This window comes from Thermophilibacter mediterraneus (genome assembly GCF_900119385.1).
In the GTDB taxonomy this organism is placed as follows: Bacteria; Actinomycetota; Coriobacteriia; order Coriobacteriales; family Atopobiaceae; genus Thermophilibacter; species Thermophilibacter mediterraneus.
Genome location: NZ_FPKO01000009.1, coordinates 306,278 through 330,144, shown reverse-complemented (window position 1 = coordinate 330,144; position 23,867 = coordinate 306,278). Strand labels below are relative to the sequence as shown.

Annotated in this window: 22 protein-coding genes; 14 read left to right on the top strand and 8 right to left on the bottom strand. The window is 68.8% G+C overall.

All coding sequences use genetic code 11. The features are described 5' to 3' along the window. Positions 1-10: 10 nt before the first annotated feature. Both BQ7106_RS06370 and BQ7106_RS06365 read left to right on the top strand, forming a co-directional pair. Positions 11-1,012 (top strand): DUF362 domain-containing protein, encoded by a 1,002-nt coding sequence (locus tag BQ7106_RS06370; protein WP_072373147.1) that lies wholly within the window; start codon positions 11-13, stop codon positions 1,010-1,012. A gap of 380 nt (positions 1,013-1,392) precedes the next feature. Then, positions 1,393-2,358, top strand: a complete 966-nt coding sequence (locus BQ7106_RS06365) for a hypothetical protein (RefSeq protein ID WP_072373144.1) — start codon at positions 1,393-1,395, stop codon at positions 2,356-2,358. Between the two features lie 234 nt (positions 2,359-2,592). Here the strand turns inward: BQ7106_RS06365 and BQ7106_RS06360 are convergent, their stop codons facing one another. Beyond that, entirely contained in the window at positions 2,593-5,187 is a 2,595-nt protein-coding gene (locus BQ7106_RS06360) for a DEAD/DEAH box helicase (protein WP_083526947.1), read from the bottom strand. 85 nt (positions 5,188-5,272) lie between these two features. On the opposite strand from BQ7106_RS06360, the gene BQ7106_RS06355 reads away from it, so the two are divergent. Both BQ7106_RS06355 and BQ7106_RS06350 read left to right on the top strand, forming a co-directional pair. Then, on the top strand, positions 5,273-5,788 hold the full coding sequence (locus BQ7106_RS06355) for a nitroreductase family protein (RefSeq protein ID WP_072373141.1): 516 nt from the start codon (positions 5,273-5,275) through the stop codon (positions 5,786-5,788). Between the two features lie 173 nt (positions 5,789-5,961). Beyond that, entirely contained in the window at positions 5,962-7,287 is a 1,326-nt protein-coding gene (locus BQ7106_RS06350; protein WP_083526946.1) for a polysaccharide deacetylase family protein, read from the top strand. Positions 7,288-7,397: 110 nt separating this feature from the next. Here BQ7106_RS06350 and pyrE read toward each other — a convergent pair whose 3' ends face one another. Continuing rightward, a complete protein-coding gene (pyrE, locus tag BQ7106_RS06345) occupies positions 7,398-8,060 on the bottom strand; it encodes an orotate phosphoribosyltransferase (RefSeq protein WP_072373138.1) in 663 nt (220 codons plus the stop codon). Between the two features lie 232 nt (positions 8,061-8,292). Here pyrE and asnS point away from each other — a divergent pair, with 232 nt between their 5' ends. Together asnS and BQ7106_RS06335 are read left to right on the top strand one after the other, a co-directional pair. Further along, positions 8,293-9,696 (top strand): asparagine--tRNA ligase, encoded by a 1,404-nt coding sequence (asnS, locus tag BQ7106_RS06340; protein WP_072373135.1) that lies wholly within the window; start codon positions 8,293-8,295, stop codon positions 9,694-9,696. Positions 9,697-9,851: 155 nt separating this feature from the next. Further along, the gene (locus tag BQ7106_RS06335) at positions 9,852-11,081 is read left to right on the top strand and encodes a CapA family protein (RefSeq protein WP_072373132.1); all 1,230 of its coding nucleotides are present in this window, start codon (positions 9,852-9,854) and stop codon (positions 11,079-11,081) included. Here the strand turns inward: BQ7106_RS06335 and glpK are convergent. Continuing rightward, complete coding sequence (glpK, locus tag BQ7106_RS06330) at positions 11,078-12,568, bottom strand: glycerol kinase GlpK (protein ID WP_072373129.1); 1,491 nt, start codon at positions 12,566-12,568, stop codon at positions 11,078-11,080. The two genes, BQ7106_RS06335 and glpK, sit on opposite strands and share 4 nt — an antisense overlap. Beyond that, positions 12,568-13,536, bottom strand: coding sequence for an alpha/beta fold hydrolase (locus BQ7106_RS06325; protein ID WP_072373126.1), 969 nt, complete (start codon positions 13,534-13,536; stop codon positions 12,568-12,570). Before BQ7106_RS06325 ends, glpK begins: the two co-directional genes overlap by 1 nt. 186 nt (positions 13,537-13,722) lie before the next feature. Between BQ7106_RS06325 and BQ7106_RS06320 the strand changes: the two genes are divergently transcribed. Together BQ7106_RS06320 and BQ7106_RS06315 are read left to right on the top strand one after the other, a co-directional pair. After that, on the top strand, positions 13,723-13,998 hold the full coding sequence (locus tag BQ7106_RS06320; RefSeq protein ID WP_072373123.1) for a hypothetical protein: 276 nt from the start codon (positions 13,723-13,725) through the stop codon (positions 13,996-13,998). 62 nt (positions 13,999-14,060) lie between these two features. After that, positions 14,061-15,026 (top strand): type I phosphomannose isomerase catalytic subunit, encoded by a 966-nt coding sequence (locus tag BQ7106_RS06315; protein WP_072373120.1) that lies wholly within the window; start codon positions 14,061-14,063, stop codon positions 15,024-15,026. A 99-nt stretch (positions 15,027-15,125) separates the two neighbouring features. Here BQ7106_RS06315 and mscL read toward each other — a convergent pair whose 3' ends face one another. The 3 genes from mscL to BQ7106_RS06300 form a co-directional block, all read right to left on the bottom strand. Further along, on the bottom strand, positions 15,126-15,551 hold the full coding sequence (mscL, locus tag BQ7106_RS06310) for a large conductance mechanosensitive channel protein MscL (RefSeq protein WP_072373117.1): 426 nt from the start codon (positions 15,549-15,551) through the stop codon (positions 15,126-15,128). Positions 15,552-15,621: 70 nt separating this feature from the next. Beyond that, on the bottom strand, positions 15,622-16,098 hold the full coding sequence (gene dtd, locus BQ7106_RS06305; protein ID WP_072373114.1) for a D-aminoacyl-tRNA deacylase: 477 nt from the start codon (positions 16,096-16,098) through the stop codon (positions 15,622-15,624). 46 nt (positions 16,099-16,144) lie between these two features. Further along, positions 16,145-17,689, bottom strand: coding sequence for a carboxypeptidase M32 (locus tag BQ7106_RS06300; RefSeq protein ID WP_072373111.1), 1,545 nt, complete (start codon positions 17,687-17,689; stop codon positions 16,145-16,147). A 160-nt stretch (positions 17,690-17,849) separates the two neighbouring features. Here BQ7106_RS06300 and BQ7106_RS06295 point away from each other — a divergent pair, with 160 nt between their 5' ends. The 4 genes from BQ7106_RS06295 (at position 17,850) to BQ7106_RS06280 (ending at position 20,761) form a co-directional block, all read left to right on the top strand. Further along, positions 17,850-18,809, top strand: coding sequence for an ROK family protein (locus BQ7106_RS06295; protein ID WP_072373107.1), 960 nt, complete (start codon positions 17,850-17,852; stop codon positions 18,807-18,809). A gap of 116 nt (positions 18,810-18,925) precedes the next feature. Beyond that, a complete protein-coding gene (locus BQ7106_RS06290) occupies positions 18,926-19,384 on the top strand; it encodes a PTS sugar transporter subunit IIA (RefSeq protein ID WP_072375385.1) in 459 nt (152 codons plus the stop codon). An 83-nt stretch (positions 19,385-19,467) separates the two neighbouring features. Beyond that, entirely contained in the window at positions 19,468-20,409 is a 942-nt protein-coding gene (locus BQ7106_RS06285; protein ID WP_159431275.1) for an AraC family transcriptional regulator, read from the top strand. An 85-nt stretch (positions 20,410-20,494) separates the two neighbouring features. Beyond that, positions 20,495-20,761, top strand: coding sequence for a hypothetical protein (locus BQ7106_RS06280; protein ID WP_072373104.1), 267 nt, complete (start codon positions 20,495-20,497; stop codon positions 20,759-20,761). Positions 20,762-20,918: 157 nt separating this feature from the next. On the opposite strand, the gene BQ7106_RS06275 is transcribed toward BQ7106_RS06280, so the two are convergent. Then, the gene (locus BQ7106_RS06275; RefSeq protein WP_072373101.1) at positions 20,919-21,770 is read right to left on the bottom strand and encodes a class II fructose-bisphosphate aldolase; all 852 of its coding nucleotides are present in this window, start codon (positions 21,768-21,770) and stop codon (positions 20,919-20,921) included. A gap of 282 nt (positions 21,771-22,052) precedes the next feature. On the opposite strand from BQ7106_RS06275, the gene BQ7106_RS06270 reads away from it, so the two are divergent. Together BQ7106_RS06270 and BQ7106_RS06265 are read left to right on the top strand one after the other, a co-directional pair. After that, positions 22,053-22,820, top strand: a complete 768-nt coding sequence (locus BQ7106_RS06270) for a DeoR/GlpR family DNA-binding transcription regulator (protein ID WP_072373098.1) — start codon at positions 22,053-22,055, stop codon at positions 22,818-22,820. 35 nt (positions 22,821-22,855) lie between these two features. Continuing rightward, the gene (locus tag BQ7106_RS06265; RefSeq protein ID WP_072373095.1) at positions 22,856-23,671 is read left to right on the top strand and encodes an HAD family hydrolase; all 816 of its coding nucleotides are present in this window, start codon (positions 22,856-22,858) and stop codon (positions 23,669-23,671) included. Positions 23,672-23,867 lie beyond the last annotated feature (196 nt).

Sequence of the window (23,867 nt, the reverse complement as noted above, 5' to 3'; positions counted from 1 at the left end):
AGGAGGAGCTATGGCTGAGAAGAACCCCCGGCCCGGTGTCGGCGGCGAGCGCAACGTGCCCTATGCGGAGCGCGCCGGCAACGAGTCGATCGTCTACTTCACGCGCGACCTCTCCGCAGAGGGCCTGCGCCGCGCCTTCGAGCAGGTGAGTGGCAACATCGACGGCAGGGTCGCCGTGAAGCTGCACACCGGCGAGCAGCACGGCCCCAACATCATCCCGCGCCCGTGGGTCGCCGACCTCATGGCATCCGACCTTCCCGGCGCCTCCATCGTGGAGACCAACACGTACTACGACGGTGACCGCTACACCACCGAGCAGCACCGCAGTACGCTCGAGGTGAACGGGTGGACGTTCGCTCCCGTCGACATCCTGGACGAGGACGGCGTCACCCCCTTCCCCGTGGCGGGCGGAAAGTGGTTCGACGAGGTCCATATGGGCTCGCACCTGGCCGACTACGACTCACTCGTCGTGCTCACGCACTTCAAGGGGCACACGCAGGGAGGCTTTGGCGGCTCTGCCAAGAACATCGGCATCGGCTGCGCGGACGGGCGCGTGGGCAAGAAGGAGATTCACACCACTCCCGGCTCCGACGACATGTGGGACATCAAGAACGAGGAGTTCATGGAGCGCATGATGGAGTCCGCCAAGGCGGTCTGCGACCACTTTGGCAAGAAGATCACGTTTGTGAACGTGATGCGCAACATGTCCGTCTCGTGCGACTGCGAGGGCACGGCGGCCATGCCGGTGGTCACGCCCAACGTGGGCATCCTCGCCTCGACCGACATCCTTGCGATTGACCAGGCGTGCGTCGACTTGGTCTACGCAATGAAGGAGCAGGACCATCACGACCTCGTGGAGCGCATGGAGACCCGTCACGGCCTGCGCCAGCTCAGCTACATGCACGAGCTCGGGATGGGCAACTGGCGCTATGCCCTGCTCGACCTCGACAACGGTGGTGCACGCATCCAGCCCGCCGAGGCGGTGGCACACGTGGTACCGTTCGAGGGATAAAAAAATAACGCATCAATTACCGACTTGCGGGCGCTCGATGGTGGCATCGGGCGCCCGCTCGCCTCTTCGAGACGTTGTATGCAGTTTTGGGAAAGGGAGTTGACTATGCCAAACAGGGCAATCCGTCTAGCAGGCATTGTTTCGAAACAGAACCGCTGATACCCGACCCCTTTTCCGAAATCTGCATACATTGTCCGTTCGTCACGAAATGCGGACCGCTCGTCGAGAGATCGTTCGGCCCCCTGGTGAGCCGACGGGGCGCTCGCAGGCACTGAGCTGGGCAAATAGAATGCCTGCAGCCACGGTGCATAGACGTGAAAGACGCGCGCCGAGCCATTTGGCTATCCTCCGCTCCCACCATACGGAAAGGGAGGGTTGCCATGTCGATTTGTCTGAGCCATCAGTCTGCGCTGCACTACTGGCTGACCAAGACGGAAGACGAGTGCATTCCGGACTGCTCGGAGAAGAGGTCGATAGCTCTGATGTCCGCCAGCATGAGGGAGATAAAGGAGGCGGGCCTTCCGCTCGACTTCTCCAAAGACGACCCCCTTCATGTTCTGGTGCCAAGTCACGAGGAGCAGCGCAACCTTCGGAGCGTCGTGACCCATCTGTGGAGGGCCAAGCTCCCCAAGGGCTCGCTATATCAGCTGTCCGGCATGAACCTCGTGTGCTCTCCCGAGCTTGCCTTTGTTCAAATGGCGTCGTGTCGTAGCTTGGTGCAGTGCGTAGAGGTGGGTTGCCACCTAACTGGGAAGTTTGCCATCTCAGACAGGGGGAGGGGTTACGCGGGAAAGCGTGCGGCCCTGACCACTCCCGAGGAGATGGAGGCATATCTGCGACAGCTGTCTCGGGTTCATGGCCTCGTGCGTGCCCGGGAGGCGTTGCGATATATAGTCCCAAACACAGCTTCTCCCATGGAGGTTCTGCTCGTGATGGCGTTTGTGCTGCCACCATGCCTCGGTGGGTGGGACATGCCTCAGGTCGTGGCAAACCAGAGAATCGACATCGACGAGGAGCTGCGTCCCCTTGTGAACGAGCGCTACTTCGAGGGAGACCTGTATCTTCCGACGGTGCGGGGAAACGTCGAGTACGACAGCTATGAATTCCACACGGGGAAGTATCGCTACGATCACACCCAGACGCGGCGCAACATCCTTGAGGCGATGGACGTCAAGACGGTTTCGGCCACATGGGGGCAGCTTGATACTTTTGAAAAATTTATGACATTTATGAATATGGTAAAGAGAAGATTTGGAATAGAGCGTCGTAACTTTACGAAAGAAGAGCGCAAGGAGCAGGAGAAGCTCTACGAGCAGCTGACGGATAGGAACTCGCGCCTGTTCTAGGTGCTGGGCCCTTGGGGGCGTATGCGCCATTGTATGCAGTTTTCAGAGGAGGGCCTGGCAGCGGCTGGATTATGTCCGCAGAACGGCAGGTAGACGACTTGCGTGATCCGGGATACCTCGGCTCCTCTCAAAAACTGCATACAACAGCAGAATGCGGCGTGCCGGCCGGCGTGGTTTCCGACGGGGCGGCGCCGGTCGCCCGCCCGGGCGGGTGATCGGCGCCGCCCCACAACCTCAGTCGTCCACGAACCCCACGCGATAGCTCGAGAACACGACCGCCCCCTCGTCCTGCGTGGCGTCGAGGTCGACGTCGGCCCAGATGCCGAAGTCGCGGTCGTCGTCGGAGTCGCGGAAGACCTGGTGCACGTGCCAGACGTGGGCGCCCTTCTCGTCGGACTCGTCGATTGTGTAGTAGGCCGCCGAGCGCGCGTCTGCGTCCAGCACGATCTCGTCGTGCTCCTCGTGGAAGCGGTCGAGGGCGCGCTGCCACACCGGCGCGCGCCACCCCCACTCTGCGTCGATCCTGCCCAGCTCGTCGACGTTGCCAAACGCGGCCAGCCGCACACGCGCGAAGAGCGCGTTGCGCACGAGCAGCGTGAGGGCGCGCCTGTCGCGCACGACCTCGTCGGGTGCGGGCGGCGCGGCGTCGAGGCCCTCCGCGGAGCCCTCGCCCGCGGCGGCCCACTCGTCCACGAGGGAGGAGTCGACCGTGCGCACCACCAGCCCCAGCCAGGCGATGATGTCACGCAGGCGCTCGTCGCGCTTGTCGAGCGGCACGGTGCGGTCGAGCGCGCGGAAGGCCTCCGAGAGGTAGCGCAGGAGCAGACCCTCGGAGCGCGCGATTCCGTAGCGCCCCACGTACTCCTTGAAGTCGCTTGCCGTCTCGACCATGTCGCGCAGGATGGACTTGGGGGAGAGGGCGAAGTCGCGGGCCCAGGGGACCTTCTCGCAGTACTCGGCAAAGGCGGCGTCGAGCAGCTCCTCGAGCGGCTTGGGCCACGTGACCTCCTGCAGGCGCTCCATGCGCTCGTCGTACTCGATGCCCTCTGCCTTCATCTCGCTCATGGCGCGGTCGCGCGCGGCGCGCTGCTGGGCGCGCAGAATCTGGAACGGGTCCTCGAGCGTTGCCTCCGCCATGGAGATGACGTCGAGCGCGTAGGTCTCGGACTCCGGGTCCAGAAGCTCGAGCGCCGCCAGCAGAAACGGTGAGAGCGGCTGGTCGAGGGCGAAGTCGTCCGGCAGGTCGACGGTGGTGGACCACTCGTCCCCCTCGGGTCCCTCCGTGCGCGTGACCACGCCCGCGTCGAGCAGCGTGGCAAAGATCTCGTCCGCGCGCTGAGAGAGCGCCGCCTTCTCCTCGACGGGCTGCGCGGAGTCCTCGACGAGCGCGTGGACGCGCGCCCAGGCGTCGCCGCCCTGCTCGACCTCGGCGAGCACCATCGAGTGCGTGACCTTCATGCGCGGGCGCAGCGGCTCCGGCACGGCGGCCTCCAGGCGCTCGAAGGTCTGCTTGTTCCAGCCCACGAAGCCCTCGGGAGGCTTCTTGGTCTTGATTTTGCGCGCTTTCTTTGGGTCGCCGCCCGCCTTGGCGAGCGCGCGGGCGTTCTCGATGTCGTACTCGGTCGCCTCGGCGATGACGTGCCCCTCGGTGTCGAAGCCCGCGCGACCCGCGCGACCCACGATCTGGTGGAACTCACGCGCGTTGAGGTGGCGCATCCGGCGTCCGTCGAACTTGGAGAGCGCGGTGAGCACCACGGTGTGGATGGGCACGTTGATGCCCACGCCCAGGGTGTCCGTGCCGCAGATCACCGGCAGCAGCCCCTGCTGGGCGAGCTTCTCCACCAGGAGGCGGTAGCGCGGCAGCATTCCCGCGTGGTGCACGCCCACGCCGCAGCCCAGCAGGCGCTGGAGCGTCTTGCCGAAGGTGGTGGTGAAGCGGGTCCCCTTGATGGCCTCCTTGATGGCCTCGCGCTGCTCCTTGGTGGAGACTCCGTAGCTGGCGAGGCTCTGCGCGCTCGTGAGCGCCGCGTCCTGCGAGAAGTGCACCACGTAGAGCGGTGCCTCCCCGGCGCGCAGGGCCAGCTCGACCGTGCCCTCGAGCGCGGTGTCAACGAACTCGTAGGAGAGCGGGACGGGGCGCGGGGCGTCGGCGATGGTGTCCACCGTGCGTCCCCCGGTGTGCTCGGAGAGCGCCTCGGCGATGCGCGAGGTGTCGCCGAGCGTGGCGCTCATGAGCAGGAACTGCACGTGGGGGAGGGTGAGCAGGGGCACCTGCCACGCCCAGCCGCGGTCGGGGTCGGCGTAGAAGTGGAACTCGTCCATGGCGACGCAGCCGACGTCGCAGCCCTCGCCCTCGCGCAGGGCCTGGTTCGCCAGGATCTCCGCGGTGCAGCAGATGATGGCGGCGTCGGCGTTGATGGCGGCGTCACCGGTGATCATGCCCACGTTGTCGCGTCCGAAGAGTTCCACGAGGTCGAAGAACTTCTCGCTGACCAGGGCCTTGATGGGGGCGGTGTAGTAGGCGCGGCGGTCGGTGCAGACGCTCATGAAGCACATGCCCAGGGCGACCATGGACTTTCCCGAGCCGGTGGGGGTCCCCAGGATGAGGTGGTCGCCTGCCGCCAGCGAGAGCAGGGCCTCCTCCTGATGGGGCCAGAGCTCGATGCCGCGCGACTCGACCCATCCCAGGAAGAGGTCGAGCGCCTCCTCGGCGCCGATGTTGGGATAGGTCTCGTCATCGGGCCAGGGGATGAGGCGTCCCAGCGAGCCCGCTCCGTTGGGCCCCTCGCTGAGCGTCTGGGTGGATGGTGCGTCTGACACGTCCGGCATGTGTCTCTCCTTAGGTGGTGGGCACTCAATTCTAGCGCGCGTGCCGTCGTATACTGGGCGTGACCACCCGACCGAGGAGGCTTCCATGACCGACTTCCTGCAGCTCGCACACGATCGCTACTCCTGCCGCGCCTTCACCGACCGACCGGTCGAGGCAGAGAAGGTCGACGCCCTGCTCGACGCCGCCGTCGCCGCGCCCACGGCGGTCGACAGGCAGCCCTGGCACGTCTGGGTGGTGGAGACCCCCGAGGCGGTCGAGCGCCTCTCGGCCTGCACGCGCTTCGGGTTTGGCGCGGGCGTGATCCTCGTCGTGGGAGCGGCCGCTGACGAGGCGTGGGTGCGCAAGTACGACGGACGCAACTTCGCCGACGTTGACGCCTCCATCGTGGGGACGCACATCATGCTCGCGGCGCACGACCTCGGCCTGGGGACGACCTGGGTGGGGCACTTCGACGCGCCTGCGGTGAAGGAGGCCTTCCCCGAGATGGCGCCCTACGACCTCGTGGCGCTCTTCCCGCTGGGCTATCCCGCCCCCGAGGGAGGCCCTGCCCCCAAGCACCTCGAGCGCAAGTCCGTCGACGAGCTCGTGACGCGCCTCTGAGGGGCCGGGCCGCCCGCGTCCGCGGGCAGCGTCTCCACGTACGGTTCATGACGCAAACGTCACCATCGCGTGACCGGCAAACTGCTAGGCTGTGAGGTGCGCGGGCACGCCCTCCCTCGGAGGGGCAAACGCATCCCATACACACCCCCGTCCCCGCGCGAACGGACGGCACAATGAGCGAGAAGAACACCTCTCGTAGAGACCTGAAGCCCCACTCCCGCGAGGTGCGCCCGCACCAGCACGTCCCCGCTGCGCAGCGGCCCACCCGGCGAGGGAGGCCGCGGCGCAGGCGACCCACGCGCGAGGGTCGACTCACGGCCATCATCGGTCTGCTCGTGGTCGCCGCCATCGTGGGCGGTGGCGCGTGGATGTGGCTCAATCGCACCGTGCACGTGAGCGTCAACGGCACGGGAACGGACGTGCGTGCCAGCGCGACCCTGGCTGACATCATCGAGGCCGAGGGGCTCTCCTACAAGCCGGGCAACCTCGTGTCCGTGGGAGGAAACGTTCTCGAGGAGGGGGGTGGCCGTCCCTTCTCCGTCACGGTCAACGGAGCGCAGCTCGACGAGCGCGGCGCGGGCGACTTCCGCGCCGAGGGCAACGAGGAGATCGTCTTTGGCGACGGCGAGGACGTGGTCGAGGCGTCGCACGAGGAGGAGCGCGAGGTCCAGCCGCAGCTCGAGCCCGCCGCAAGCGTCGGCGCGGTGACGTTTGTCTCCCAGTACGGCAAGCCGGGCAAGCAGATGTTCACGGTGGGCGATGTCTCGGGCGAGGCCGTGCCCGGCGAGGTCACCGAGCCCTGGCAGAACGTCAAGCTCGAGAGCGTGAACCCGCGGCCGGAGGGCGACCGCAAGGTGATTGCGCTCACCTTTGACGACGGCCCGAGCGACTATACGCAGCGCTACCTCGACATCCTGAGCGAGCATGGCGCCCGTGCGACCTTCTTCTGCCTGGGGTCGCAGGTGGCGGGCCGGGAGGACCTGGTCAGGGCGATCAGGGACCAGGGGTCGCAGGTCGCCTCCCACACGCAGAACCACAAGCAGCTCACCGCGGTTGATGCCCCGACGGTGCAGTCCGAGGTCACGGACGCCTTCTCCGCGATCTCTGCCGCCGGCGGGGGAGACACCTCCGTCATCCGTCCCCCGTACGGTGCGCTCGACGCGCAGGCCTGGGTCAACTCTGGCGGCAGCTTCTCGGCCTCCGTCATCTGGAACCTCGACAGCCTGGACTGGAAGCTGCCCGGCGTAGACACCATCGTGAGCAACTGCACCGAGGGGGCGTGGAGCGGCGCCATCATCCTCATGCACGACGGGGGCGGAAACCGCGACCAGGACCTCGAGGCGCTGCCCAAGATCTTGGACAAGCTCTCCGCCGAGGGCTACGAGTTCGTGACGCTCTCGGAGCTCATGGCAATGGACGGGCGCATCCCGGCCGACGTCGCCGCGGGCAACGCCCACATGCCCGAGGGCTCCGCGTGGGCGACGAGCGTGGCGCAGTAGCGCCGCGCGCCGCCCGGGGGCGTCCACGAAGAGCGCCCCCGCCCGCCATCCTCATCGGCGACGGGCGGGGGCGCTCGCCCGCGGCTGCGGGCATGGTTTTGGGTGCGGGGCTACCTCACGCCGTACTGCTCGTAGTAGGCGTCGATGGCGGACTTGAGCTCGGGCGTGATCACGGTGCCGTCGAGCGCCTCGACGACCTCGGCCATGCTCACGATGCTCGCCACCGGGAAGCCGTACTTCTCCTGGATCTCCTGCTGGGCGGTCACCTTGCCGCCCTTGCCGACCTCCATGCGGTTGAGGCTCACGATGAGGCCCTTGATCTCGACGCTCGCGGCTCCCGTCACCTTGGGGTAGGTCTCATCGATGGACTTTCCGGAGGTGGTCACGTCCTCGATCATCACCACGCGGTCGCCGTCGGAGAGCGAGGTGCCGAGCAGGCCGCCCTTGTCGGCACCGTGGTCCTTCTCCTCCTTGCGGTCGGAGCAGTAGCGGACCTCCTTGCCGTAGAGGTCGTGGAGGGCGATGGCGGTGGTCACGGCCAGGGGGATGCCCTTGTACGCGGGCCCGAAGAGGACGTCGAAGTCCAGCCCGAAGTTGTCGTGGATGGCGTGGGCGTAGTACTCTCCCAGGCGCTTGAGCTGCGAGCCGGTCACGTAGGCACCCGCGTTCATGAAGAAGGGGGACTTTCTCCCGCTCTTGAGCGTGAAGTCACCAAACTTGAGGACGTTTGACTCGACCATGAACTCGATGAATTCGCGCTTGTAGTCTTCCATGTGTGCTCCTTTCGGGGGCGCCGCGGTGTGTTCCCACGATTCTAGCGGCTCGGGCGGGCGCCCGTGGACAGAAGCCGTCCGCGCGCCGGAATCTGCTCGATCCGGGCGGCGGCTCTGCACGCAGGCTCTTCCCCGCATGGTCGTCGGCGACCGCTCCGGCGAATCCCGCGTTGCGCTAGAGTTAGACGCGCAAACCAGGCGAGAAGAACCTCGACGCACCAAAGGAGTACCCGTGGAACGCACCCACATCTCTCAGCTCTTCGCTGACATGGACGAGCTCGGTGGCACCACCGTGACGGTGGCGGGCTGGGTCCGCTCAGTCCGCGACATGAAGAACTTCGGCTTCGTCATGCTCAACGACGGCTCCTGCTTCAAGGACCTGCAGGTCGTCATGAACCGCGAGGCGCTCGCGAACTACGACGAGATCGCCGCAACCGGCGTGGGCTCGGCGCTCGTGGTCACGGGTGCCCTCGTGCTCACCCCGGAGCGCCCGCAGCCCTTCGAGCTGCAGGCAACGACCATCGTGGTGGAGGGCCCCTCCGCGCCGGACTACCCCATGCAGAAGAAGCGGCAGACCCGCGAGTTCCTGCGCACCCAGCAGCACCTCCGCAGCCGCACCAACCTCTTCCGCGCGGTGTTTCGGGTGCGCAGCGTCGCGGCCTTTGCCATTCACCGCTTCTTCCAGGAGCGCGGCTTCGTCTACGTGAACACGCCGATCATCACCACCTCCGACGCCGAGGGCGCGGGCGAGATGTTCCGCGTGACCACCCTCGACGTCGAGAACCCCCCGCGCACGGACGACGGCCACGTCGACTGGTCCCAGGACTTCTTCGGCCACGCCGCCAACCTCACCGTCTCCGGCCAGCTCCAGGCCGAGAACTTCGCGCTCGCCTTCGGTGACGTCTACACCTTCGGTCCCACCTTCCGCGCGGAGAACTCCAACACCCGCCGCCACGCCGCCGAGTTCTGGATGGTCGAGCCCGAGATGGCCTTCTGCGACCTCGCCGGCGACATGGCCTGCGTGGAGGACATGCTCAAGTACGTGATTACCTACGTGATGGAGGCATGCCCCGACGAGATGGAGTTCTTCAACAAGTTCGTGGACAAGGGCCTGGTCGAGCGCCTCACGCACGTGGCGACCTCCGACTTCGCGCACGTCACCTACACCGAGGCGATCGAGATCCTGCAGGAGGCGCGTGCCGCCGGCCACGTCTTCGAGTACCCGGTGGAGTGGGGCTGCGACCTGCAGACCGAGCACGAGCGCTTCCTCACCGAGGAGCACTTCCGCCGCCCGACCTTCGTGACCGACTACCCCGCGCAGATCAAGGCGTTCTACATGCGCCTCAATGACGACGGCAAGACCGTGGCGGCGGTCGACTGCCTCGTCCCGGGCATCGGCGAGATCGTGGGCGGTTCGCAGCGCGAGGAGCGCCTCGACGTGCTCGAGCGCCGTATCGCGGAGCTGGGCATGGAGCCCGAGCAGTACAGGTACTACCTCGACCTGAGGCGCTACGGCGGCTGCCAGCACGCGGGCTTTGGCCTGGGCTTCGAGCGCATGGTCATGTACCTCACGGGCGTCGACAACATTCGCGACGTCATCCCGCACCCGCGCACCGTGGGCAACGCGGACTTCTAGTCGCAACGGCGATGGGACAGGGGGACGGAGGGGTGACACTCCCCCCGTCCCCCTGTCCCACGGGGACGAGATGATGATCGCGGTGCTGTGAGACAATGGGGCGGCGGGACGGGCAGCGCGCTCGCCCCGCCGCCTTGTCACGAGAGGGGGTCGCCATGCCCGCGCGCACCATCACACGCCGCGCGTTTCTCTCGGCAGCCGCGGTCGCGGGACTGGGGGCGCTCGCGGGGTGCGCCCGCGCGGGCGAGTCCGCTCCGGCCGACCGGCGAGCCTCGGTCGCGGTCAGCGACCGCGTCCCCCCGGCGCCCGAGGTGGCGGACGAGCTCGTGCTGGTTGCGGTCGGCGACGTCCTCCTGCACCCCAGCGTGCAGGAGAGCGGCCTGCGCTCGGACGGCTCCCGCGACTACGCGCACCTCTTCGCGCGGGTGGCGGACGAGGTGTCCGCGGCAGACCTCGCGCTCGTGAGCCAGGAGACCGTCCTCGGGGGCGAGGGGCTCGGCCTCTCGGGCTACCCTTGCTTCAACGGCCCGCAGGAGGTGGGCGACGCGGAGGTCGCGGCAGGGTTCGACGTGGTGCTCCACGCCAACAACCACGCGCTCGACAAGGGGCTCGAGGGCATCGGGGCCGAGCTGGCGTTCTGGCGCTCGCGACACCCCGACGTGCTCGTCACGGGCATGGCGGACGACGCCGAGGCGGCGCGCGGGGCGGCGGTCGTCGAGCGCGGGGGCCGTCGCGTCGCCGTCCTCAACTACGCGACGTCCACCAACGGCATCCCGCTGCCGGAGCCCTGGGCGGTGCGCATGATCTCGGAGGAGCAGGTGTCCGCCGACGTTGCGGCGGCACGTGAGGCCGGGGCCGAGGCCATCGTGGCCGTGCCGCACTGGGGGGACGAGTATGCGCCCGCCCCCTCCGACGAGCAGCGCCGCTGGGCCCAGGTGCTGGCGGACTCCGGTGTCGACGCGATCGTGGGCGGGCACCCGCATGTGCTCCAGCCGCTCGAGGCGCTGACCGCGACCGACGGTCGCGTGGTTCCCGTCGCCTGGTCGCTCGGCAACTTCGTCTCCGGTCAGGACCGCATGGACGCGATGGTGGGCGGCCTGGCACGGGTGACGCTGTCCTTCTCGCCCGAGGGGGCGCGTGTGTCGGAGTGCCGGCTCGGGGCGCTCGTGACGCACCGGGCGAAGGGGGAGGCGCTCACCACCTACCGTCTGGCCGACTACACCGACGAGCTTGCCGCGGCCAACGGCATCCGCTGGTTCGAGGGGTGCGCGGGCTTCTCGCGGCAGTGGTGCGTCGACTTCTGCGCCGAACGGTTGGGACCCGGCTTCGACCCCGTCGCGTGCGAGGTCGTCTGGAGGGCCGGGGCCGCCGGGGGCACGTCCTAGAGCACGCGCCCCACGGCCTCGTGCCAGTTTGCGACAAGCTCCTCGACCCGAGCGGGGTCCATGGAACGGCGGAAGACGTCGTCGCTCTCCCGCAGCCCGCGCAGCTCGTCGGTGCCGCCCCAGAACCCGGACGCCAGCCCCGCCAGGAACGCCGCCCCGAGCGAGGTGGTCTCGGTGTTCGCGGGGCGTCGCAGCTCGCAGCCGAGCAGGTCGGCCTGGAACTGCATGAGGAAGTCGTTCGCCGAGGCCCCGCCGTCGACGTTGAGCACGTCGAGCGCCCCGCCGGCGTCGGCGGACATGGCGTCGGCGAGGTCCCTGATCTGGTAGGCGATGGCCTCGAGCGCGGCGCGTGCGATATGGGCGCGCGTGGTCCCGCGCGTGAGCCCGAGGATGGCGCCGCGCGCGTCGGGCCTCCACCAGGGGGCTCCGAGTCCGGTGAAGGCGGGGACGATGTGAACCCCTCCCGTGTCGGCGACGCTCGCCGCGAGCGCCTCGGTCTCCGCTGCCGTGCGCACGATTCCGAGCTCGTCGCGCAGCCACTGCACGAGCGCCCCGGCCACGAAGACCGAGCCCTCGAGGGCGTAGCACGTGGGCGAGCCCGGGGGCGTCGCGGCGATGGTGGTCACGAGGCCGTGCGCGCTCTCGCGAGCGACCTCGCCGGTGTTGAGCAGCATGAAGCAGCCGGTGCCGTAGGTGTTCTTCGCCTGCCCCGGCTCGAAGCAGCACTGGCCGAAGAGGGCCGCCTGCTGATCACCCGCCACGCCCATGATGGGGATGCCCGCGGGAAGCCCCGGATAGCTCGTCTCGCCGAAGAACCCCGAGCTCGGGCGCACCTCGGGCATCATCGACGCGGGAATCGAGAACAGGTCGAGCAGGTCCTCGTCCCAGCGGCCGCGGTGGATGTCGTAGAGCATCGTCCTGCTCGCGTTGGTGGGGTCGGTCGCATGGACGAGCCCACCCGTGAGAACCCAGACGAGCCACGTGTCCACGGTGCCGAAGAGCAGCTCGCCCGCCTCGGCGCGCTCGCGGGCGCCGGGGACGTTCTCGAGTATCCACGCGATCTTGCTGGCCGAGAAGTACGCGTCGGGCAGCAGGCCCGTCCTGGAGCGGATGAGCTCGCGCGCCTCCGGGGCGCCGCAGCGCCGCTCGACCATCTCCGCCGTGCGGCGGCACTGCCACACGATGGCGTTGGCGACGGGCGTCCCGGTCACGGGGTCCCAGACGATGGTGGTCTCGCGCTGGTCGTCGATGCCGATGGCGGCCACGTCGCCCGCGCCCAGGCCGTGCCGGGCGATGAGCTCGGCGCAGCTCCCCAGCTGCGAGAAGAGGATCTCCTGCGGGTTGTGCTCGACCCAGCCGGGCCGGGGGAAGATCTGCTGGAAGGGCCGCTGCACGACGTCGACCATGCGGCCCTCTCGGTCGACGAGCGCCGCTCGCGAGGAGGTCGTCCCCTGGTCGAGGGCTATCACGTACCGTTGCGCTCCCATCACTGTCCCTCCCTCGTGTCGCGGCTCTCGCCCAGCTGCGCGCAGAGCCAGGAGCAGACGTCGCCCATGACGCTGCTGCCCTCGCGCTCGTTGAATATCTCGTGGCGCATCCCCTCGTAGATGTGCACCTCCACGTTGCGCTGCCCGGCGCGCCGAGCGAGCTCCGCCGCCGCGCGCACGCCCCGGCCGCAGTCCCCGACGGGGTCCTCCGCGCCCGCCACGAGGAGCAGCGGGACGTCATGGGGCACCCGGCGCGCCCACCTGAGCGAGCACGCGCGCGCCGTGAGCTTGGTCACGGCGGCGTAGCCCCCCGCGGAGAACGGGAAGCCGCAGCGCTCGTCGGCGACGTACGCGGCCACGTTGGCCTCGTCGCGGCTGAGCCACTCGCAGCCCGTCGGGCCGGGGACGGCTCGCGCGTACGCGCCGACGCCCATGCCGTCGAGCAGCCGCGAGCGGTGGTCCTCGCCCCGCGCGGCGCAGACGGCCAGGGCGAGCGCGTGGCCGGCCCACGAGACCGCGACGGGGAGCGTGCCCGTGCCGCTGAGGACGGCCCCCGCGATCCCCTCCCCGTGCGTCGCGAGGTACACCCGCGCCATGTAGCTGCCGAGCGAGTGACCCAGCAGGAAGTGGGGCACGTCGCCCAGAATCTCCGCGACGCGCAGCCGCAGGGCGTGCTCGTCCTCGACGAGCGCCTCGGCGCCGACGCGCGCCGGCAGGCAGCCGCGTCGCGCCGGCTCGCACGAGGCCCCGTGGCCGATGTGGTCGTCCCCGCACACCGCGAGGCCGTGCGCCACGAGGACCCGGGCGAGGCGCTCGTAGCGCTCCACGTGCTCGGCCATGCCGTGCATGACCTGGACGGTCGCGCGCGGCGCCCAGTCGTCGGCGGCGCCCGACCACACGAGCGCGCGAATCGTCGAGCGCCCGTCGGCGGACGCAAGCCGAAGTTCTTCTCGCCTGATGGTGTCCATGGGCCTCCCGTCACGTCTCCTTGCAGTATCCACGTCTCGCGCCCGGCGTGCACGCCGGGGCCATCTGCCGCCGGGATGGGGCCGCTCGCGTTGGGGTACCATCTGGATATCGGTGTATCGGCAGGGCCGCACGCGCGCCGGGGCCGCGAGGCCGTTGGGCGCGGGGCGGGCGAGGAAAGGGTCCCCATGGGCTTTCACTGCTCGGATTGCGCGTACTCGTCGTTCGTCGTCAACGAGGAGTCGGGTCTCTACCAGGGGGCGTGCAGCCGCGGCTTCACTCTGGGTAACCCTCACGTCCACACGAGCCCCGAGGATCGCTTCGCGGAGGACGTCGACGGGCTCGTTCCCCTCGTGGACCCCTTCGGTCACGAGTACCTGCGCACCTCGAACGTCTGCGAGCGCTTCCACCGACTGGACGAGCCGCTCCGCGACGAGTCGCGCCATCGCGCGAAAACCGACTAAGATGTGAGGGGGCCGCCCACCCGTGGGGGTCCAAGGAGGAGCCCAGAGCAGGAAGGACGACCATGGCTGACACCACGCGCGACCTCATCTTCCCGACGCCCATCTTCCACGAGAAGATCTGGGGAGGCCGCAAGCTCGAGACTGAGTTCGGCTACGAGATTCCCGACGGCCCCATCGGCGAGTGCTGGGCCATCAGCGCGCACCCCAACGGGGACTGCGTCGTCTCGGGCGGCGCGTGGGACGGCCTGCACCTCTCCGAGCTCTGGGACCAGCACCGCGAGCTCTTCGGCGGCGTCGAGGGCGACCGCTTCCCGCTGCTGGTCAAGATCATCGACGCCAAGGACAACCTCTCCGTGCAGGTGCACCCCGACGACGCCTATGCCGCCGAGCACGAGAACGGCAGCCTCGGAAAGCGCGAGTGCTGGTACGTGCTGGCCGTCGACCCCGACACCAAGATCGTGATCGGGCAGCGCGCGCACGACCGCGCCGAGCTCGCCCAGATGATCGACGAGGGTCGCTGGGACGACATGCTCAACCTCGTGCCCTGCCACGTCGGGGACTTCTTCCCGATCGAGCCGGGCACCGTGCACGCCATCCAGGGCGGCACGCTGATCCTCGAGACCCAGCAGTCCTCCGACGTCACCTATCGCGTCTACGACTACGACCGCGTGGGCGATGACGGCAAGCCGCGCGAGCTGCATATCCAGCAGAGCCTCGACGTGGTGGACTACGACATGGTCGCGCCTGCGTCCGGCGAGGTCAGCGCCCCCGAGGTCGATGGCGTGACCGAGCTCATGGAGTGCCCCAACTTCGTCGTGGACCGCGTGCGCGTCGAGGGCGAGAAGAGCGTGGCGCAGCCGTGGCCCTTCCTGTGCGTGAGCGTGATCGAGGGGTCCGGCACCGTGTGCGCCTCCGAGGCCGGCGTGAAGCACGAGATCGGCCTGGGCACGCACTTCCTGGCGCCCGCAGGCTGCGGCGATCTTGCGTTCGAGGGCGACATGACGCTCGTGACCTCGCGCCTGCCGTAGGGGAGTGCCGCACGAACCGTCTGGGCTCCGGCCCCCGCCCTCGGGCGGGGGCCGTTCGCGTCTTGCGCGCGGTGGCGGCAGCCGGGCGGCGTCGCGAGCCTAGGCCTCGATTCGCTCCCCGCAGTGCGGGCAGCGGGTGGCTCCGGGCTTGACCTCCTCGAGGCAGTACGGGCAGGTTGGGGCGGCGGGCGCGGACTCGGCGCCGTCTCCCTCGGCCTTCCTGCCGGCGAGCGCCTCCATCTTGTCGCGCATGGTGTTGATGCCCTTGATCATGAGAAACACCACGAGCGCGATGATGAGGAAGTTGATGACCTGACCGATGAAGTTGCCAAAGTTGACGCCGGCGATCACGAGGCTCGGCGCGAGCGAGTTGCCTCCCGTCACGAGCTGGATGACGGGCGTGATGATGTCGTTCACGAGCGAGTTGACGATGGAGGTGAACGCGCCTCCGACGATGATGCCGACGGCCATGTCCATCACGTTGCCGCGGGCAATGAACTCCTTGAACTCGTCGACGATCTTCATGCGCGGGCCTCTCTGACGGGGATGCGTGCTCGTCCAATCATAGCAAGGCGCAGGGCGGGCCCGCCCGGCCTCAAGCCGAGGTTGACGCGTCCCAGCCGAGCTCGGAGGTGTCGAGCATGACGGTGAAGGGCCCGTCGTTCACGAGGCTCACGCGCATGTCCGCGCCAAAGACGCCCCTCCCGACGCGGCCCGCTCCGAGCTCCGCCTCGGCGAGGTCGCAGAACCGGTCGTAGAGGCGCTCTGCCAGCTCGGGCGCGGCCGCCCCGGTGAACGACGGTCGGTTGCCGCGTCGAGCGTCTGCATAGAGCGTGAACTGGCTCACCACGAGCACGTCGCCACCGGTGTCCCGGAGCGAGCGGTTTGTCCTGCCCTCCTCGTCCGCGCATATGCGCAGGCTGGAGACCTTGCGCCAGAGGCGCTCGGCCAGCGCGTCGTCATCGGCCGGGGCGACGCCCAGCAGCACGAGGTAGCCCGCGCCGCAGCTTCCCACCACAGAGCCATTCACCTCAACCTGCGCGCTCTCCACGCGCTGAATCAAAGCTCGCATGTCACTCCCCGTGCAAAAGCGTGCAAAAGTGCCTGTCCCTTTTGCACTACAACCGGTAGATGGCCGAGAACTTCTCGGTGAGGTAGTCCGTGTAGTACGTGGCCGAGAACGGCTCGCCGCACGCCGCCTCGACGAGCTCGGCGGAGTCCTTGGCGCGACCCCAGCGCCAGATGCGATCGCGCAGCCAGTCGCGGACGGGGGTGAGGTCGCCCGAGGCGCACACGGCGTCGAAGTCCATTCCGCCCGCGACCATGGCGGCCTTGAACTGCGCCCCGAACGCCGAGCCGAGCGCGTAGGTGGGGAAGTAGCCAAAGGACCCGTCGGACCAGTGGGTGTCCTGCAGGGCGCCGTGGGCGTCGTCGGGAACGGTGACGCCGAGGTAGCTCCTGTACTTCTCCGCCCAGAGGCGCGGGACGTCGGACGCCGTCGCCTCCCCGGAGAACAGCAGCTGCTCGATTTCGTAGCGAACGAGGATGTGGAGCGGGTAGGTGAGCTCGTCCGCCTCGGTGCGGATGAGGCCGGGCTCGGCGCAGTTCTCGGCGAGGTAGAGCTGATGGGCGGTCACGCGGCCGAACTGTCCCGGGAAGTGGCGTCGCAGGACGGCGAGCAGCGGCTCGGCGAATGCCTCCGAGCGGCCCACGAGGTTCTCGAAGAAGCGCGACTGGGCCTCGTGCATGCCCATGGAGGTGCCGCTTGCGAGCGAGGTCATGCGGTACGCCTCGTCGACGTTCTGCTCGTAGAGGGCATGGCCGCCCTCGTGGAGGATGGAGAAGGTGTTGGAGAGCACGTCGTCGGCGTAGGCGTGCCCGGTCACGATGACAAAGTCCCGGCTGAGCCCGCACGTGAACGGGTGCTCCGTGCGCCCGATCCAGAGGGCGCCCTCGTCGAGACCCTCGAGTCGCGCGAGGTCCTCGGCGAGGCGCCACTGGCGCTCCTCGTCGAAGACGCCCTCCACGCAGGAGCGGCTCGGCTTGTGCCGACTCGCCACGCAGTCGGCCAGGAGCGGGACCACGCAGCTCTTCACCTGCGAGAAGAACCGGTCGTAGAAGGCGCGGTCCGTTCCCCACTCGAACTCGCCCAGCCAGACGTCGTACGGGTCCTTCTCGGCGTTCTTGCACGCCGCCATGTGCCTCATGGCGGCGACGATGCGGTCGAGGTAGGGCTCGAAGGAGGCCCAGTCGTTGCTCGCCTTGGCGCGGCGCCAGACGTCGTTGGCCTCGACGGTGAGGCGGCTGAACGCGGCCTGCTCCTCGGCGGGGACGTCGACGAGGGAGGCGCGGTCGCGCCTGAGGACCCTGACCTGCGCCATGCGGGTCTCCCCGAGCAGCTCGGGCTGCTCCTCGAGGCGCTCGAGCAGCGGGCCGACCGCAGGGTCGCAGATTGCCTCGACGAGCATCTGCTGCAGGGCGGCCATCGCCTCGCCGCGCTGGGCGGTCGCCTTGGGGGGATCGATCACGGGGCCGAGCCCCCCGATCTCCCCGAGGGCGTAGTTCAGCGAGAAGAGCGTTCGCTCGAGGGCGTCGAGCGCCTCCATGTCGGCGCGGGGGTTGGAGAGGGCGGCGTTGATGTGACCGGGGTTCGTTTCTGCCATGGGTGCTCCTCGGGACGCTTGGTCATGTGTCCTCAGTGTACCCGTCCGCCGACGCCGCGACCCGCCCGCGCAGAAGATGGCCACAACGGCGTCGGGGGCACGTATCATCCTGTGATGCACAGACGAGAGCGGGCGAGCCCGCACGGCGAAGGGAGCTCCCATGGAGGCGGTTCTTGGCATTGACGTTGGCGGAACGAGCATCAAGGCGGGCCTGTTCACGCCCGATGGGGAGCTGCTCGAGGACCGCAAGGTCCCCACGCCCGAGCTGGTGAGCCCCGAGGCGTTTGCCACGGTCACGAGCGCCATCACCCAGCTGCTCGCCGATCACGGCGCCGCTCCCGCCGACGTCATCGCCTGCGGCCTGGACGTCCCCGGCCCCGTCGACGACGACGGCACACTTGGCATCATCGCCAACGTGGAGCTCGACCCCAAGGGCTTCGTCGCCGCCTTCAAGGAGGCCTTCCCCGAGGCGGTGGTCGCCTTCGTGAACGACGCCAACGCCGCCGCCCTGGGCGAGATGTGGGTCGGAGCGGCGAAGGGCGTCACGAGTTGCGTCGTCATTGCCGTGGGCACCGGCGTGGGCGCCGGCGTCATCGCCAACGGGAGGCTCGTCGCCGGCGCCTTTGGCGCGGCGGGCGAGGCCGGGCACGTCACCGTGAACCGCGAGGAGACGCGGGTGTGCGGCTGCGGGCGTCGCGGCTGCCTCGAGCAGTACGCCTCCGCACAGGGCATCGTGCACGCCTACCTCGCCGAGTGCGAGCGGCGCGGCGTGGAGCCCGCTCATGTCGAGCACGCCACCGACACGCTGTCGGTCTTCGGCGCGCTGGCGAAGGGCGACGAGTGCGCCAAGTTCGCCGTCGACCAGATGTGCGACTACCTCGGCCTCGCCATGTCCCAGATCTCCTGCATCGTCGACCCGGAGCTCTACCTCATCGGCGGCGGCGTCGCCGGGGCGTTCGACACGTTTGCGCCCACGCTGCGCGAGCGCTTCGACCACTACACCCTGAAGCCCTGCCGCGCCGCGCGCATCGAGGCGGCGAGCCTCGGCAACCAGGCGGCCATGTACGGCTGCGCCTTCGAGGCCCTGCGCCTGCGCTGCGAGCAGGGGGCGGGCGCCTGACGGGGCGGTGCCCGAGGTTGGGAAATTCGGCGTCACGCCTGAAAGTGGTGGTAATATCTACCTGTTTTTGGATACTGTGCTACGGGCGGCCGCGGTCGTCCAGGTAGGGGGTCATGATGAGCGAGTTCGTTCCCGCGTCCAACGTCGTTTTCGGCCAGAGCGCCGCTTCTGTCGACGAGGCTCTGCGCCTCCTTGCCGACAAGGCCGTCGAGCTGGGCCTCTCCTCTGACGCCGACGGCGTCTACGAGGCCTTCAAGGCTCGCGAGGCCGAGGGCACCACGGGCATGACGGGCGGCTTCGCCATCCCCCACGCCAAGAGCGAGGCCATCACGAAGGCCGGCATGATCGTCGTCAAGTTCGCCGAGGGCGTCGAGTGGGCCTCCATGGACAACGCCCCCATCACCTGCGCCATCGCCATCCTGACCCCCGCGGCCGAGGCCGGCACCACGCACCTCCAGCTGCTCTCCAAGGTCGCCGTGCAGCTCATGGACGAGGGCTTCCGCACGGGCGTCCAGGAGGCCGACAGCGCCGAGAAGGTCGCCGAGCTCGTCAACGCCGGCATCAGCGAGGCCTAGCCGCGCCCGGCGCAGGGTCATAGCGTCACGTCTGGGGTCCGGCGCCGAGCGTCGGGCCCCTTTTCGTTTTTTGGGGGATGATCATGCCGCTCGTACAGGGCTGTCTCTGGGCGCAGATGCGCAGCTTCGACCACATCGAGACGCGTCCCGGCGGTCGCGAGGAGGTGCTCGACGACATCTCGGAGGACTTCCCCTACCTCTCCGTGCTCTCCCAGCACGACCGCTATCACGAGCGGACGGCGCCCTGGCACTGGCACCAGGAGCTCGAGCTCTTCTACGTGCTCGAGGGCACCGTCGACTACGCCACCCCGCACGAGCGGCTGACGCTGCCCGAGGGGAGCGTGGGGATGGTCAATGCCAACGTCCTCCACATGACGCACGCGACGGACGGGGCCCCTGACGTCAACCTCCTGATCCACCTGTTTCGCCCGCAGTTTCTCGCCGAGCGGGGGAGCCGCGTGTGGCGTCGCTGCGTAGAGCCGCTCGTCAGTGCCACGTCGATCGAGCTGCTGGTCGTCACGCCGGGCGAGGGGGACTGCGCGGGGGTTCGCGACCGCATGTACCGGGCGTTCGAGACCGCGATGGGCGAGGGGGACGGGTGGGAGCTGCGCCTGCGCGACGAGCTCTCCGAGGTCTGGCTGGACTTCGTCGAGCTCGCCCGGCCCCGGCTCTCCGAGGGGCCCGCCGAGATGCCCCGGCCGCGCGAGGAGCGTCTGCGGGCGATGCTGGACTTCGTGGGGCGTCACTATGCGGAGCGGATCTCGGTCGCGGACGTCGCCGCCGCGGCGTTCGCGAGCGAGCGGGAGTGCCACCGTACCTTCAGGGAGGAGCTTGGGGTCACGCCCGCCCAGTACCTGCGCGACTATCGCATCCAGCAGGCATGCCGTATGCTCGCGCATACCACGCGCCCCATTGCGGCCGTGGGGGAGATGAGCGGTCTGGGGACGGCGAGCCACTTCGGTCAGGTCTTCCGGGCCGCCATGGGCTGCACGCCTCGTGAGTACCGTTCGAGATGGCAGGATTGAGATATCGAACGGCAGCAAGCTGCCTAGTTACATTGTTCTTCTCGCTGGAAAATGACCACGTCAGCACCCAACGAGAGGAGCAGGGATGGCAGGAAACAACCACAGTGTCAGCGTGTCCGAGCTTCGTGACCTCAGGGCGTGGCGCGCCTTTCTGATCGAGGCGCACGGCGTCTGCCGCGACCTCGAGTCGCTGCGCTTCCTGTTGGGGCTCCCGCTCGACGACGCCCTCGCCGCCTTCGGGATGGGCGGCTCCGTGTGGGCGCACGAGCGCTGGCTCGAGGTGCGCGCGTCGCTCGACGCGCCCGTCGACGACCCCCTCGCGCACGAGGACGAGCTTCCCGCCGCGGCGTAGCGGCGGCACGGCACCCCGTCTGGCCGGACGCGGGGCAAAAAGGGCGCGGGCGCACCTACCTCCGTGCGCCCGCGCCCGCTCGTTTTGGGTCGAGTCGCCCGCCGTCGTCAGGTGACGTGCCGGCGCGACGAGACGAGGCCCGCGTCCTCCCGCTCGACTAGGCCTTGTTGACCGAGCCGAGGTTGGTCATACGGATCTTCACCAGGTTGGTGATCTCCTCCATGCCGGGCTTGTTGGCCTTCTTGGGGTCAAAGGTGCCCGGGTTCTCGCCCATGAAGCCCATGAAGCCGCGCATGAAGGCCTGGCGCAGCTCGGTGGCGTAGTTCACCTTGCAGATGCCGTTCTTGACGGCCTCGGCGACCTGGTCGTCGGGCACGCCGGAGGTGCCGTGGAGCACGAGGGGCACGTCCACGACGGAGCGGATGGCACGCACCACGTCCTGCTCGATGTGCGGGGTCTCGGTGTAGACGCCGTGCGCGGTGCCCACGCCGATGGCGAGCGAGGTGCAGCCGGTGCGCTCGACGAACTCGCGGGCCTCGTCGGGGTCGGTGTAGGGGTTCTCGCCCTCCACGGCCGGGCCGTCGTCCTCCTTGCCGCCGACCTTGCCGAGCTCGGCCTCAACGGGGATGTTGAGGGGCTTGGCGACCTTGGTCACGGAGGCGGTCAGCGCGATGTTGTCCTCGAAGGTGTCGTGGGAGCCGTCGATCATGACGGAGGTGTAGCCGGCCTTCATGGCCTGGACGCAGCGGTCGAAGCCGTCGCCGTGGTCGAGGTGGATGGCCACGGGCACGCTGGCCTGCTCGGCGGCGACCTTGCACATGGCGGCGAAGTAGTCGAGGTTGGCGTACTTCACGGTGCCCGGCGTGGTCTGCATGATGACGGGGGAGCGCAGCTCCTCGGCGGCCTTCACGACGGCCATGACGAACTCGAGGCTCTCGACGTTGAACGCGCCGACGGCGTAGTGGCCGGCCTGGGCGTCGAGCAGCATCTCCTTGGTGGTGACGAGCATGGGCAGCTCCCTTCGCTGAACCTGAACGACGAGGCCATTGTACGTGCCGGGCGGCGCCGCGTGCGCCGCGCCCGCGGCGAGCGGCGGCGAGAAGGGAAAGCAAAGGTAGGGGACGTTCCTGCGCGAGCGCGCCTCTTTTGTCCGTGGGCGCGCGCCGTCTCTTCTCGCTTTCCAAAACGCAAACAAAAGAAGTGCGATATCTTGTTTATAGGAAAGGAAAGAGAACCACAAACCCTACACAATCGGACCTGCGCTTCGCTGGGGGCGAGAAGGGCGGACGTCATGGTAATGTCATCCGAGGAGCGGCGCGCCGCCATCCTCTCCATGCTCGACCGTACGACGTCGGTGCAGGTGGCGCAGCTCGCCGAGGCCTTCGGCGTGAGCCGCGTGACGGCCCGCGCAGACCTCGACGCCCTCGAGCGCGACGGCAAGCTGCGCCGCACCCACGGCGGCGCGGTCTCGCTCTCCAAGACGCTCACCGTCTCGGTGCAAGATCGCCGCGTCAACGTGAACGCCGAGGCCAAGCGTGCCATCGCGCGGCTCGCGGCCCCCTTCGTCGAGGACGGCGACTCGGTGCTCGTCGACTCGGGCACCACCGCGCTCGAGCTCGTGCGCGCCATCTCCGGGCGCAACGGCGTCACGGTGGTCACCGACGACTTCACCATCGCCGACTACGTGGACCGCTCCGCACCCTCGCTCGACGTCATCATGCTCGGGGGCAGCCTTCGCAAGGGGCACCGCTACACGGCGGGGCCGCTCGCCATGCGCACGCTCGAGATGCTGCACCCGGACAAGGCCTTCGTGACGCCCACCTCCTACGTGCCGGGACGTGGCCTCATGACCAACAACCAGGACATGGCTGAGCTCAAGCGGGCCTATTTGGGCTGCGCCGAGCGGACCTTCGTGCTCATGGACCGGAGCAAGGTCGGTGCGCCGGGCCTTCTGTGGTTCGGCACGCTCGAGGGGGTCGAGGCCGTGGTCATGGACGCGGACCCCGAGGGCATCGTCGCGGCCGACGCGGCGGATCGGGGCTGTCGCGTCCTATACTGAGCTGGCGGGACACGCAACGGGCGAACGGGGGCTTCATGTCGGTCAGGCTCATTCTCACGGACATCGACGGGACCATCCTGCCGCGCGGCAGGCGCGAGGTCTCTGCGCGCACGGTGGCTGCGTTTCACGTGGCAATCGACGCGGGGATCTGGGTGGGGCCGGCGAGCGGGCGTGGCTACGCGTGGATTCCCGAGTTCTTCGGCGGTGACGCGGCGTGCTGCGCCACGGCGCTCGCCACCAACGGCATGCAGGTCTACCTCGGGGGCGAGAAGGTCATGGAGCAGACGCTCGCGCCGGCGGGGCTTGAGCACCTGCGCACGATCGTCGCCGCGACCCCTGGCGCGGGGCTCGTCTGCTTTGACGACGCGACGCCGCTTCTGGTGGAGGGCGAGCTCGACGTGCTGGCGACGCACTTCCCCGCCTACGCCGAGCGCTGTCGCGTGACGCGCGAGCTGCCCGACTTCCCCGTGGTGAAGGCAAACGTCTTCACCGGTGCCGGCGAGGCCGCGGCGACCGAGCTCGTGGCGCGCCTCAACGCGGAGGTCCCCGAGTTCGACGTGGACCGTGCCATGCCCACCTACTCCAACATCATGCCGCGCGGGTGGAACAAGGGCGCCGCGGTGCGCTGGATGGCCGAGCGCCTGGGCGTGGCGCTCGAGGACGTCGTGGTCTTCGGGGATGCCGACAACGACCTGTCGATGTTCTCCGCCGCGGGGCACTCCGTGGCCGTCGCGGGCGCGACGCCGGAGGCCGCTGCGGCCGCGCGCTGGCACGTGGGCGCCTGCGAGGACGACGCCGTTGCCGCCGCGATCGAGGCGCTGGCGGCGGGCGACTGGCCGTTCAAGGCGTAGGGGCTCAGCCGGTGTTCCATTTTCGCCGAGGTCTGGGTGGGGAAAAGGGCATCCGGCGAGGGGTGCCCTCCCGAGAGGGCCTCTCTTCTAAAAAATATCAGGCACTTTGCCGCGCGTGACGTTGCGCCGAGATGGGCTGTCACCCAGACGGCGGGCAAAGTGGTACAGGTCCCTCCCTGCGCGACCCTATACTAGT